Source organism: Cysteiniphilum sp. JM-1 (genome assembly GCF_008711525.1).
Classification (GTDB): Bacteria; Pseudomonadota; Gammaproteobacteria; order Francisellales; family Francisellaceae; genus Caedibacter.
In genome coordinates this window covers 1-13210 of the sequence record NZ_VXKS01000032.1, presented here as the reverse complement: position 1 = coordinate 13210, position 13210 = coordinate 1, and the positions used below count along the sequence as shown (strand labels likewise).

General features: G+C 39.3%; 14 protein-coding genes. 8 read left to right on the top strand and 6 right to left on the bottom strand.

Annotation, left to right across the window (positions count from 1 at the left end; all coding sequences use genetic code 11):
* Both F3D68_RS10530 and F3D68_RS10525 read left to right on the top strand, forming a co-directional pair.
* The coding region (locus tag F3D68_RS10530) for an integrase core domain-containing protein (protein ID WP_151194398.1) at positions 1–273 on the top strand (273 nt) is incomplete at its 5' end.
* Between the two features lie 129 nt (positions 274–402).
* The gene (locus tag F3D68_RS10525) at positions 403–1332 is read left to right on the top strand and encodes an RHS repeat-associated core domain-containing protein (RefSeq protein WP_151194397.1); all 930 of its coding nucleotides are present in this window, start codon (positions 403–405) and stop codon (positions 1330–1332) included.
* Here F3D68_RS10525 and F3D68_RS10520 read toward each other — a convergent pair.
* Positions 1297–2592: a transposase gene (locus F3D68_RS10520; protein WP_151194396.1), complete on the bottom strand. Its 1296-nt coding sequence runs from the start codon at positions 2590–2592 to the stop codon at positions 1297–1299. The two genes, F3D68_RS10525 and F3D68_RS10520, sit on opposite strands and share 36 nt — an antisense overlap.
* A 2-nt stretch (positions 2593–2594) precedes the next feature.
* On the opposite strand from F3D68_RS10520, the gene F3D68_RS10515 reads away from it, so the two are divergent.
* Together F3D68_RS10515 and F3D68_RS10510 are read left to right on the top strand one after the other, a co-directional pair.
* Positions 2595–3623, top strand: coding sequence for an RHS repeat-associated core domain-containing protein (locus F3D68_RS10515; protein ID WP_151194395.1), 1029 nt, complete (start codon positions 2595–2597; stop codon positions 3621–3623).
* 126 nt (positions 3624–3749) lie between these two features.
* Entirely contained in the window at positions 3750–4535 is a 786-nt protein-coding gene (locus tag F3D68_RS10510; RefSeq protein WP_411955264.1) for a DNA/RNA non-specific endonuclease, read from the top strand.
* A 130-nt stretch (positions 4536–4665) separates the two neighbouring features.
* Here F3D68_RS10510 and prmC read toward each other — a convergent pair whose 3' ends face one another.
* The 5 genes from prmC to F3D68_RS10485 all read right to left on the bottom strand — a co-directional run bounded on the left by prmC (position 4666) and on the right by F3D68_RS10485 (position 8651).
* Positions 4666–5508 (bottom strand): peptide chain release factor N(5)-glutamine methyltransferase, encoded by an 843-nt coding sequence (prmC, locus tag F3D68_RS10505; protein ID WP_151194393.1) that lies wholly within the window; start codon positions 5506–5508, stop codon positions 4666–4668.
* A complete protein-coding gene (prfA, locus tag F3D68_RS10500; protein WP_151194392.1) occupies positions 5501–6592 on the bottom strand; it encodes a peptide chain release factor 1 in 1092 nt (363 codons plus the stop codon). The genes prmC and prfA overlap by 8 nt, the downstream gene beginning before the upstream one ends.
* Before the next feature lies 1 nt (position 6593).
* Positions 6594–7838: a glutamyl-tRNA reductase gene (hemA, locus tag F3D68_RS10495; protein ID WP_151194391.1), complete on the bottom strand. Its 1245-nt coding sequence runs from the start codon at positions 7836–7838 to the stop codon at positions 6594–6596.
* Between the two features lie 211 nt (positions 7839–8049).
* Positions 8050–8397: a type II toxin-antitoxin system HicB family antitoxin gene (locus F3D68_RS10490; RefSeq protein WP_151194390.1), complete on the bottom strand. Its 348-nt coding sequence runs from the start codon at positions 8395–8397 to the stop codon at positions 8050–8052.
* Positions 8394–8651: a type II toxin-antitoxin system HicA family toxin gene (locus tag F3D68_RS10485; RefSeq protein ID WP_151194389.1), complete on the bottom strand. Its 258-nt coding sequence runs from the start codon at positions 8649–8651 to the stop codon at positions 8394–8396. The genes F3D68_RS10490 and F3D68_RS10485 overlap by 4 nt, the downstream gene beginning before the upstream one ends.
* Before the next feature lie 152 nt (positions 8652–8803).
* On the opposite strand from F3D68_RS10485, the gene F3D68_RS10480 reads away from it, so the two are divergent.
* From F3D68_RS10480 to F3D68_RS10465, 4 genes are read left to right on the top strand one after another with little or no spacing between them, the layout of a single operon-like run.
* On the top strand, positions 8804–10177 hold the full coding sequence (locus tag F3D68_RS10480) for an extracellular solute-binding protein (RefSeq protein WP_151194388.1): 1374 nt from the start codon (positions 8804–8806) through the stop codon (positions 10175–10177).
* Positions 10178–10180: 3 nt separating this feature from the next.
* Entirely contained in the window at positions 10181–11065 is an 885-nt protein-coding gene (ugpA, locus tag F3D68_RS10475; protein WP_151194387.1) for a sn-glycerol-3-phosphate ABC transporter permease UgpA, read from the top strand.
* Complete coding sequence (gene ugpE, locus F3D68_RS10470; protein WP_151194386.1) at positions 11062–11919, top strand: sn-glycerol-3-phosphate ABC transporter permease UgpE; 858 nt, start codon at positions 11062–11064, stop codon at positions 11917–11919. Before ugpA ends, ugpE begins: the two co-directional genes overlap by 4 nt.
* 29 nt (positions 11920–11948) lie before the next feature.
* Positions 11949–13049, top strand: a complete 1101-nt coding sequence (locus F3D68_RS10465; RefSeq protein ID WP_151194385.1) for an ABC transporter ATP-binding protein — start codon at positions 11949–11951, stop codon at positions 13047–13049.
* Positions 13050–13210 lie beyond the last annotated feature (161 nt).

Sequence of the window (13210 nt, the reverse complement as noted above, 5' to 3'; positions counted from 1 at the left end):
AGTAGAGGTATTACTATCTCAATGGATGGCAAGGGTCGAGCTACTGATAACATTTGTATTGAGCGTTTTTGGCGCAGTGCAAAATGCGAGCGAATTTATCTTAATGAATATGGTTCTTTACCTGAGCTTAGGACTGATCTTGCTGATTATATTGATTTTTATAATAACCGTAGATTTCATGAAAGTTTGGGATACAAAAAACCAATGAATGTGTACAAAGAAGGTGCTATTAACTTTAAAAATCAGGCACAAAAAACATTGCAGGTTGCATGACATGTATAGGAATAAGAATTTTCAAAAAACTGTATTGACACTTTGGGGTAGAATAATCGGAATGGAAAGGGTATATAGAGTGCGTTGAGTGACAGTATGGATTTTTATTGTAAGATAGGGACATAGCATATGCATATGATAAATAAAAAGATAGTCAGTTTGATTTTTGGTATCTGCTTAACGGTATCATCTATCGCTAATGGTTTTGCTGATAGCAATGAGACTCATTCAATAATCAGCAGTCAAAATCGGCATATACAGACAAATGATGAGAGTTTAATTGACCGCAACCCACTGTCATATGATGGTGAGTATCAAGATGCTGATACGGAATTAGTATATCTTCGGGCACGGATTTATAATCCAGAGATGATGAGTTTTATCCAGCGTGATAGTTATCATTTGATCAATCGCTATAATGCGTTTGATGGCAATCCAGTGAATAACATTGATCCAAATGGGCATTTTTCATATTCATCACTGATTCCATTTTATGGTGCAGTAACTTCGGCGGAAAAAGGGAATTGGGGAGAGTTTACAGCAAATATGTTTATTGATATTGCAAGCATAGCTGTTACTAGCGCTATTGGCAGTCAATTTAGTAGATTTTTTCGCTGGTATTTTAGACAAGTACCGAATGAGTTAGTAGAACCGATGTTTGAAGCTGAAAATCAAGATATACAATCAGAAGAATATATAGAAGACCCCCCATTTAATGATTATAATAAACCCAGAGCATCTAATAGTGATCATGAAAGTGATAATGCCATCAGAATGCCATTAATTGATTCAGTCAATGATGCGGAATCACCCTTAAAATTTGAAGAAACAGTTAATAACCAAGGAGCTAATGCGGGTGGTCTTAATATCTCTCCTTATCATGATGCAAGTGATGTGGCTCTATATACTACTTACTGGGATGATAAGGAAGGACAATATAGAGGTTTTATTAATAGAAAACTTAATGCTACTGATCAGGTTAAACCGCATTTAAATATGTTTACTGAACTTTCCCAAGTTTTGTTAAGCGGCAAGCCCAATAATCATTTGAATCCATGAATTTCTATGATTTTTTAGCTCAAATTCATCATTTTGACAAACCCTGAGTTTATTCTGACGCTTTATCAACAACTTTCGTGCCACAGAAAAGGTGTATTGCGGCTTAGTGCCATTATGTGTTAGCTCATTGACTGCATCACTTGGAAGATGCATGGCAGCGATCCAAATAATCGTAATGGCAAGCATGCACATATTCAAGTGGTTTATCACCGAATGCTCCAATCTTACTTGGGCTTTTTGGCTGCCGATGTCATGTTTGAGCTCTTTGAAACCAGACTCGATCTTCCACCGTGCGCTATAGTATTCCAATATCTGCGTTACGCTTAATCTTAAGTCTGTTGTTGCTAAAGCAACGAAGTGATTTTTGTAATAGGCAAAGACAACTTTTATCGGGCATTTAAAAGCTTTAGACATGAAGTTTTTCTCGTAGACAAGCATGTCACGCTTTTTACCATAAACAAAGCTTGTGACTTTTTGGGCTTTAGCTTTATATTCATTTGCCAAATCCCTAACAGAACCTGCTTTGGCACCATATTTTGCAGGACGCCCACATTTTTTACCTTCGATAACCTCAGGAAAACCGTATAAAACACTGTTTTTGCGTAACATGGTGAGGATATGGACTCGATTACCCAGTTGATCTTTTAACGGGTTGTACAATTTACCATTACCAAACCATGAATCAGTCACAATAAGAATGGGGGATTTTGTCCAGGTGCTAAGCTTAAGAATCATTTGGCAGGCCAGTGCAATTTTACTGTTAAAACACTCAGCCGCTGCTTTGTTGCTAGAGTGATAAAATCGCGTCAACAGTGGCAAAAATGCCCAACGGGTATGAATGAACTTTAAGAGCCCAAGTTGGACAAAGCACTGTGACCAAGGGTATTTACTTTGATTGTGTTTGGCTGCATGATCAAAGAAATGCTCACAACCAAATACTTCCTTGCCGCTTTTAGGCGTGGTGGAGTCATCTAAGGCTATGATAAGGCGTCCATCAGTCAATGGTAATGGAATCAGTTTGAATATAGCTTTCCAAATCACATCCCAGTTAAAGCATTTACTTGCCATAAAGCGATAAAAACGTGTTTTGCTAAGCGAATAGCCAACTATCTGAACGAGTTTACGATAAATTTGACTACTGATACCAGAACCGATAGGTATAATCATTGCTAAAATCACTGCACTAAAAAGCCGTCCTTCTTGAGTGCTTCTTTTAAAAAGTGCTTGCAAGTGATCAAGCAAAGGCTGTAAGGTATCCATCGATGAGTTGCTCCTGTTTTTTAGCAACCCTAAGATATAGGGATAAACTTTGGTTTGCAGCTCATCCACAGCAAATTCTTACAAAATTCGGGAAAGTTCAGTTTGGTATAAATACTAATTTAATAACACATAACCCATTGACCTATGATGGTGAGTATCAGGATCATGATAGTGGCTTAATCTACTTGCGCGCACGTTTTTATAATCCAAAGACAATGCGCTTTATGCAGCGCGATAGTTATAATTTGCTAAATCGCTATGCCTTTGCCAATAGCAATCCTGTTAACCATATTGATCCTAATGGACATAGTGCATTTGGTCATGTTGTAGGTGGCTTTTTCCAAGGCTTGGGTGATGGGCTTCTCTCTGGTGCAACAATAGGCTTGTGTAGTCATTATGGTTGCTCGGTAGATAATTATCGTCAACTGGCAACTGGAGGTCTTAGTGGTTTTGTTGAGCTATTTAATCCAATAGCAGCAATGGTGCCATTAATTGAACATGGTGGTAACGCTGAAGCGTGGGCAAATGCAGTGGGTATGAGTTTGCCTAATATGGCTATTATGGCAAAAGATTTGCATGGTTTTTCTTACGCTAGGAGCCAACTTAAAAACAAGTTAGAGGAACCTTATAAGCAAAATAAGCACAAACTCCCAGAACTAGCTAATCAGCTTCAAGCGCAAAATCCAAATGCTGTTTTTTTTCAGAAAGAACAAGAAGGTGGCTTGCTTTCTGAAAGTAAACAGCTAAAAGCATTTAATTCTAATAAGGTCGTCGCTTATGCAGCAATCTCTAGGAAATCAGGAATAAATTATTGGGCTGCACCAGTTGTTGATCTATATAACCGTTATATTAACAAATTTAAAGCTGCTGGTGACCCTGAGTTGTTAAAATTTACATATAGAAGCGCTGCATGGCATGCAAGTCTTAAACTACCCCAATCAGTAGCTACTGCTATAAATAGAGTAAATATGTTTCTGTATAGTATAAACACCAACAACTTAAACCAATATAATGTGATAAATAACAATTGAGTCGATTAAAAAACTTAACCTCTGCCTCATTTCGCGTTACGCTTATGCTCCCGCACACAATAAAGATAAAACATGTTAAACAAGTTTATTAAATATACTGCAGCGATTTTATTCGTTGCGTCATCAATGACAAGTTCATTTGCCGCAAGTAGTCATATGCCAGCGGCAAGCAGAAGTGCTACTAAAACCATTCCGTTAGCAGCAAATTATTGCAATGATTTTCTAAAATATGGCAACCCTGGTGGCAAAGTGAATTTATATCTTTGTCGTGAAGGTTATATATCTGCTTATAACTATGAAACGAAGCAGCCTAGCTGGGTTGCCTATCGTTTAACGGCTCAGTCTGTTTCAAGTAAACTAAAGCGCCATGACGAATTTCAACCAGATCCAGAAGTACCAGCAAAATATCGTGCTGAGTTATCAGATTATAAAAGAAGTGGTTATGATCGTGGGCATTTAGCACCCTATGCTGCGATGGACTTTAATAAAACAAGTGCTAAGCAGTCGTTTTATTTATCGAATATGTCACCACAAAAAGGTGGGCTTAATCGTCAAGGATGGGCAAAGCTTGAGTCTGATGTACGTTTCTGGGCGCAAATGTACAAGGAAGTCTATGTTTACACAGGCCCTGTATTTAAGAACAGCAAAACACATAAAACAATAGGTAAGAATAAAATCTGGGTGCCAGAGTATTTCTTCAAAGTAGTCTACGCGCCAAAGCAGGATAGGGCGATTGCCTTTATTATGCCAAATGCTCGAGTTGATAAAAAAGATGTCGCGAAATATCGTGTATCGATCAAGGATGTTGAAGAGCGCACTGGTTTGACATTTTTTAACACCTTGCCTAAGACTCAAGTGGCTGCTTTAACAGATAAAACCTCACCAATGTGGCGTACGAGTTATAGGGCGTAAGGTATCCGCTTAGCACTAGGTAGATGGTGGTTGGTAAGTGCTGGCTGAGCGTAAGTCGAAGCCTCTTAAAAGAATGCCCTTCGACTTACGCTCAGGGCGCGTGCTTTTGGGTGGTTACTTAAAGTTGTGGTTAACTCTCTGCACTAGTTGCGCGAATATGCTCATTTAAATCATGATAATGTTGAATATTTTTATAATCATAAGCGCTAAAGATATCGTGAACAGGTTGTGCTTGTTGAAAGCCGTGCTCGATAATCATAAAGCCATTTTCTTTTAAGTGTGCTTTGCCATGGCAAACAATATGCTCTATATCAGCTAAACCATTGTTTTTGGCAATCAGTGCGGTGCTAGGCTCATATTGACGAACATGCGAGCACAGTGCGGGATCTGATTGATCAATATAAGGTGGGTTGGAGACAATAATGTCAAATTGTTCATTAGCGACTGGCTGATACCAGCTGCCTTGCAAAAGTTTTACATTACTTAGCTTGTAATGCTCTTTGTTATGAGCGGCAACTTTAAGCGCATGTTTGCAATAATCAATAGCAGTTACCTGCCAATCGGGTCGGGCATGGGCTAGACTCAAGGCAATTGCGCCACTGCCGGTGCCTAAATCAAGCACTTGCAGTTTAGTGTGCTGTGTGAACTTATTAAGAATTGTTTCAATCAGTACTTCAGTATCTGCGCGTGGGATCAATGTGTGTTTATCAACAAGAAATTCAAGATCCCAAAAACCTTGCTTACCTGTCAAATAAGCCACGGGCTCACCCTGTAAGCGTCTCATGAATAGTTCACTAAACTGTTGAAATTCATGTTCATTTAAAGACTTTTCTGACCAAGTGTATAAATAACTGGTTTCTACTTTTAATACATGACAAAGTAAGCATTCAATATCAATTCGCGCGCTATCAGAAATGGGTTCAAGTTGTTTGCTATAGGTTGATAGAATAACTTGAATGTTATTATTAGGCATTTTCTTCAGACATTTGTATAAGTAGATCGGCTTGATATTCGTGGATGAGTGGTTTAATGACTGAACCTAAATCACCTTGCATTATTTCTTCAAGCTTGTAAAGAGTTAAGTTAATGCGATGATCAGTGACGCGCCCTTGCGGGTAGTTGTAAGTGCGAATACGTTCAGAGCGATCGCCACTGCCAACAAGACTTTTACGTTGACTAGACTGCTCTTGTTGTTGTTTGTCAATCTCAGCTTGTAAGAGTCTCGCTTTGAGCATAGACATAGCTTGTGCGCGGTTTTTGTGTTGTGAACGTTGATCTTGACACTCAACAACCACGCCAGTAGGGATGTGTGTGATACGAATGGCTGAATCTGTTTTGTTAACATGCTGACCACCAGCACCTGAGGCGCGAAAGGTATCCACTTTTAGATCTGCTGGGTTAATATCAATCCCTTCGACTTCATCAGCCTCCGGCATAATGGCGACGGTGCAAGCTGAGGTGTGCACACGCCCCTGTGATTCAGTTTCAGGGACGCGTTGTACACGATGTGCGCCTGATTCAAACTTAAGTTGCGAGTAGACATTCTCGCCTGAAATCTTACTGATGATTTCTTTGAAACCGCCATGCTCGCCATCGCTTTGACTCACAATTTCAATCCGCCATCCTTGTGTTTCAGCGTAGCGGCTGTACATTTTAAATAAATCACCTGAGAAAATAGCGGCTTCATCACCGCCTGTGCCTGCACGAATCTCAAGAAATACGTTGGCGCCATCATTAGGGTCTTTTGGTAATAATAGAATCTCAAGCTCTTTAGTTAAGGCTTCAATTCGTTCTTCAGCGTCATTGAGCTCTTCTTTAGCCATTTCCTTCATTTCAGGATCGCTTTCTTTGAGCATTTCATTAGCACTTTCAATATCATCATGCGCTTGCTCATAAGCTTTAAATGTTGTAACTAAAGGCTCTAATTGCGCATATTCTTTGGATAGATCGCGAAATTTATTCTGATCACTAATGACTTCGGCTTCACCCAAGAGGGCTGAAATTTCTTCATGGCGTTCGATTAAGCCTTGTAATTTTCGTTTGATTGAGTCTTTCATTTTATAGTCCAGTATTTAAGCCGAAAATTTCTTCAGCTAAGTTAAGCATATCATTGCGTCCTTCAACGGCAGCATTTCTAAGTGACACGCTTGGCGTATGTAGCCATTTGTTTTTAACATTATGCGCAAAGCGAGCTAGAACCATTTTAGGATCCTCACCATTTTCTAGGCGCTTAAGACAACGATTGAGCTCATCATCAATCATATCTTTGGTTTGATTGCGCATAGCTTTGATCGTGTTATCAGAAAGAATAGCTTTTTCTTGATTGATATAATCATCCAAACCTTTTTCAATCCATTTCTCAGCACGTAGTGCGGCTTTTTCACGCAAGGTTTTGTTGTTTTGAATCAACCCTTGAATATCATCAACGCAATAAATGGTTATGTTATCCATTTGGTCAAATAGTGGATCAATAACACGTGGCACCGACAGGTCAATTAGCGTTTTAGGATTTGTATTAGTTAGCATATCAGCTGTCAAAATCAGCTCACGTGAGTTAACAGCACTAACAATAATATCAGCTTGTTCAGCAAGGCTGCTAAGCTCAGATAATGAAAAGGCTTCAGCGTGATGCTCAGTTGCTAGTTGTTGCGCTTTTTCTAGAGTGCGATTAACAATAATAAGGCGTTTTGGCGTGAGACTTGCTAAGTGCTTTGTCACAAGCATAGCCGTGCTTCCTGCGCCAATAACAAGAATCGTTTTATCTTCAAAATGACTTAAACTTTGTTTGGCTAATGTCACTGCCGAAAAGGCAATAGAAACCGGACATTGCCCAATATTAGTGTGAAAGCGCACGCGTTTTGCAACTGAGAAAACCTTTTGCATTAAGCGATTAAGATCTCCACCAAGTGTGTTATTGGCAAGTGCCTCCGCATAGGCATATTTGATTTGACCTAATATTTGCGGCTCACCTAAAACCATTGATTCTAATCCACAGCTTAAGCGCATTAGATGGTGGGCAACATGCGTATCTTGGCGCACGATAAGAAAATTTTTCAAATCCAAATCATTACGTTTTGCCGATTGTTGCCACCAATTGATCACATGATCTAAGTGTTTTAATTCAGAAATGATAGCATAGATTTCCGTGCGATTGCAGGTTGATAAAATAAGACATTGCTCAACGCCATGTTGTTCTTTTAGCGTTTTTAAATGTTGACCAAGGCGCTCATTGTCGAGGGTGAATGCACCGCGCACATCTAAAGAAGCCTTTTTATAGTCTATCGCTAAAGAAACTAACGTCATTCATTTACCTACTTTGCTTATTATTCTTGCTAATCGCATGAGTGACTTTTGCTTAAAACCATAATCACTATTTGATTCGTTGATTTACGGATAACAAGTGATAAGAGTTGCTCATGAAACTGGTCGGTATTGTAGCATAAAAAAAGAAAAGTGCTATGACTGGAAAAGCAACTAATGGTGCAGGTTTATCGGCATGTGGTTTAGATGGGTGTTATTGTGAGGAAAGCCTGCTTTTAATTTCGTGATCAATCGCTGTGTTGATGAACTCATTTAAGGATTCACCATCTCTTTTCACAAAAAACACTTGTCTATGCCTATCAACACCAGTTCTTACATTAAATGATCCGCTATAAGACTTCTCAGGTGTGATATCATGTTCAGCGCAAAACTCCAGATAATCATCAACGGCATCTACAAATGCCTGTTTTAAGTCCTGATAGTTTTCCCCTTCATATGAAACTGTAGCATTGATGTTCATAATCTCACCATGGAAAATGCCATCGTTATGATTAACTTTAATTGAACCTCTATAGCCTTTGTATTGCATTGCGTTACTCATATTAGTCCTACCTTTTTAAGATACTCAATAACGTTTTTAATTTGATATTCTTTTAGTGTTGGCTTCGGATGTGGTTTATGTAGCATCAGTGGTGGTGTTTCTTTGTTTAAATAAAAGCGTACACGTGAGCCACTTGTTTTACCTGCATTGCTCTCACTAAAGCCAAAGCTTTTTAAAACTTTAGATAACTCTGCCCATGTCAAATCTTTTGGGCATGCTAGTAATTTCTCGAGCGCTTTATCTATCTTAGTCATAAAATGCAACTATATTTTAGTTGCTGTAAATATAAGCGGAGATTTGTGTTTTTGCAAGCCTACACTCTATGTTTTTATTTGTTGTTATTGTCATAATTTTGTAACATGCTTTATTAATAATTTAGTATTTAAATTACGAGAGAGGGGATCTAATGCGCTATCTGTGCGTAGTTATGGCGCTTGTCTGCGGGTTGTTATCACAGGCTTTTGCCGGTGATTTTTGGCAGAAAGCTAAGGCTGTATTTGAGGGAAAAAAGCAACAAGATGGCAGGGTTCATCTGGTGTTATGGCATTCATTTGGTGGATCGCTTAATTATGCTTTAGATAAAATTGTCAATGAGTATAATCAAAGTCAGCATAAGTATTATGTTGAGGCGGTTAATAAATCCAATTATCAAAACTCATTAACCGCAGCGGCAACAGCTTATCGCTCAAGCACACAGCCAAATATGTTGGTGTCTTATGAGATCGGTACGGCGATGATGATTTACTCAAATGGTGCAATTATTCCGCTGTATGAGCTTGAGAAAATGACGGGTATTACGATCAATCAAAGTGATTTTTGGCCCGCGGTCAGTGGTTACTATAGTGTTGATGGTAAGCTTGCTGGTTTTCCTTTTAATAGTTCTTCACCCGTGCTTTTTTATAACAAAAAGGCTTTGGCTAAAGCGGGTGTCACGCACCCTCCGGTTACTTGGCAAGAGTTGACTAAAGTAGGAGAAAAATTAATTCAATCAGGGCAGGGGTGTGTTATGACAGCAGCGTACCCTTCTTGGCTTTTATTAGAGGAGTTTAGCGCATGGAATAATTTAGCCTTTGCCAGTGCTAATAATGGTTTCGATTCGATGAAGCCAAAGCTTAGGTTTGATAATCAAACAGTGGCGGACTTTTTAACACAACTTAAGGCTTGGCAAGCAAAAGGCATTTTCCAGTATGGCGGACGTTTAGGCTCTGCGGACACCTTATTCACTAGCGGCAAGTGTGCGATGATTGTACATTCATCTTCAATGTTGGCGGACTATTCAAAACTAACGACTTTTAAAGTGGGTGTTGCAAAAATTCCATTTTGGCAAACAAAAGATACACGTAAGCCACAAAACACCATTATTGGTGGAGGAGCTATGTGGACGTTTGCATTACCTAAGAATACACCTAATGCGGATCTTATATATAAAGGGGTCGCATCCTTTTATCAATTCTTAGCACAACCCAAAATCCAAGCGCAATGGGCAATGGATACCGGATATGTTCCAGCCACTAAGTCAGCTTATGAGCTCATGCAAAAAGAGGGATATTATAAGAAAGACCCTAATGCATTGATCGCTGTTGAGTCTTTAAATAACGCGCCACCTAAACCTTATACTTTAGGCATTAGACTGGGTAATTTCCCGTTGATTCGTCAGGAAAATGACTCGATGCTTGAACGTATTTTCTCTAATCAGCAAAGTGTCGATGACGCACTTGAGGATGCAGTGGATAAGGGGAATAAGTTAATCAATCAGTTCTACAAACAAAATAAGGTTTAGTTTATGCATCATCGAGGATTTTATAAGGCAGGATGGTTGCCTTATTTATTGATATTGCCACAACTGGTGATTACGCTGCTGTTTTTTATCTACCCGGCAATTCAAAGCATTATCAGTTCTTTTTATAGCAGCAATTTCTGGGGTACGGTGTCTCATTTTGTTGGGTTTGAGAATTATTGGGCTTTATTAAGTGACAGTAGTTACTTGCAGTCATTTATTACGACTGCGATTTTTTCAGTCGCAGTGACATTTTTGGCGATGGGGCTTGGGTTATTGTTTGCAGTTCTTGTCATGCGAGTTATACGCGGCGTCAAGATCTACAAGACTTTTATTTTGTGGCCATATGCCGTAGCAACTGCTGTAACGGGTGTGTTATGGGGTTTTTTGTTTAATCCAGCTGTGGGTGTTGTGACTTGGGTATTGGCGCATTTTGGGGTTGATTGGAATTATTATAGTAATGGCACGCAAGCCTTGATGGTTACCATCTTTGGCGCCTCATGGCAGCAAGTTAGTTATAACTTTATCTTCTTTCTAGCGGGATTGGCAGCGGTACCCAAATCGATGCTTGAAGCAGCGGCTATTGATGGTGCGGGTCCCATAAGACGATTTTGGCAGATTACTTTTCCGTTGATTTCGCCAACGACGTTCTTTTTATTAACAATCAATCTGGTGTATGCATTTTTTGACACCTTCGGCATTATTGCGACAATGACACAAGGAGGTCCTGCGGACTCAACCAATATCTTGGTGTATAACGTTTATGCCACAGGCTTTATTGGGCAACAAATTGGCAGCTCATCAGCGCAATCGGTAATATTGATGCTGATTATTATCATATTGTCGGTGATTCAATTTAAATATATAGAAAAGAAGGTGCATTACGCATGATGGTAGAAAGACGTCCTGTGCTGACATTTATGACGCACGCACTATTAATATTGGGCATTGTGATTATGTTGTTGCCTATTTATGTCGCATTTGTTACATCAACTCAATCGATTGAGACCTTAAATTCAGCAACGCAAGTGATCCCGATGTTGCCAGGGCATGACTTCGCGACAAACTATCAAACGGCTTTAGTTGGAAGTAGTCAATATAATATCCCACCGGCATTATTGCTGTTATGGAATAGCTTCTTGATGGCACTTGCGATCGCTGTTGGTAAAATTATCTTAGCGTTGATATCAGCGTATGCTGTGGTTTATTTTAACTTTAGGTTTAAGATGCTATTCTTCTGGGCGATTTTTTTGACATTAATGTTGCCAGTGGAGGTACGTATCGTGCCAACTTATGACATTGTGGTCAACTTGGGGATGCTCAATACTTTTGCTGGCCTGACCTTGCCATTGATTGCTTCAGCCACAGCCACCTTTATGTTTCGCCAGTTTTTTATGACGATCCCACGACAATACGCAGAGGCTGCAGCTATTGATGGCGCCGGTCCTGTGCGCTTTTTTATTGATGTTGTGCTGCCACTATCTAAAACCAATATTGTCGCCTTGTTTATCGTGATGTTTATTTATGGTTGGAATCAATTTTTATGGCCACTAATTATTACATCAAGTGATCAAAGTCTGCATACGATTGTCATGGGGCTGATGCAGATTGCAGATACGCTAGGGCAAATCCCTAATTGGAATTTCATTATGGCAGAGGTTATGTTGGCAACGATTATTCCGGTATTGATTGTTGTGATTATGCAGCGTTGGTTTGTCAAAGGCTTAATGGAAACAGATAAGTAAATTAAGATAAATAAAATAAGTAGAGCATTATGAGTTATTTAGTATTAGAGAATGTCATCAAATCTTATGGTAAGACGGAAGTTTTACACGATATTAATTTAGCGATTGAATCCGGTGAGTTTATTGTGATTGTTGGTGAATCAGGTTGTGGTAAGTCAACATTACTAAGAATGGTTGCAGGACTTGAGAATACAACTTCAGGCAAAATCAGCTTGTGTGGTAATGACATTACACATAAAGAGCCAAAAGATCGTGATATTGCGATGGTATTTCAAAATTATGCGCTTTATCCACATATGAGTGTTTTTAATAATATTGCGTATGGGTTAAAAGTAAGAAAGACAGCCAAAGCAGAAATCCACAAACGAGTTGAAGAAATTGCCAAGCTTTTAAAAATTGATCATTTGCTTGATCGCAAGCCTGGTGCGCTATCAGGTGGTCAACGCCAGCGTGTGGCAATGGGGCGCGCGATTATCCGTAATCCAAAATTGTTTTTATTTGACGAGCCGTTATCTAACCTTGATGCCAAGCTAAGAGTAGAAATGCGGCTCGAGATTAAACGTCTGCAGCAGCGACTAGGGATTACCAGTTTATATGTGACGCATGATCAAGTTGAAGCGATGACGATGGCAGATCGTATTGTGGTGCTAAACAACGGCTATATAGAACAGTTTGCAACACCTAAAGAAATTTATCAAAAACCACAAAGCACATTTGTCGCAGGCTTTATTGGTGCGCCAGCAATGAATTTCCTAAATGCTAAAGTCACTGAGCAAGGCATCATATTGGATGATGGTGGTGTGTTACCTTTATTATTAAAAGAAGATAATCATTCAGGTCGTGAAATTATTATTGGTATTCGTCCAGAGCACATCGTATTAAAAGAGCTAAATGACGATATTGACCTTAGTGTTATTGTCGATATGGTTGAACACCTCGGTGGCGAGACCCTTATTTATGGTTGTGTGCAAAATAGTGACGCAAAAATCACAGTTAGAATTGATGGCTACTGGCAAGGTGATATTGGTCAAGCTGTACACTTACATGTTAAAAAAGAGCACCTTCATGCTTTTGATCGAAAGACAACGAAACGTGTTGCCTTAAATAGAGCAGTAGACTTGGTTGAATAATCATCGTATCAGTTGCTTTTTAGGTCGCGTTTTAACCAAAACTCAATAAAAAGCTGTAAAAGTTAAAAAAGATGAAAAAAGGGGTTGCGGGGTGAGAATTGGTGTGTATAATGGCACCTCGTTCTCAGCGAGAATGTTCGTGAGAATGCCTTGGTAGCAAG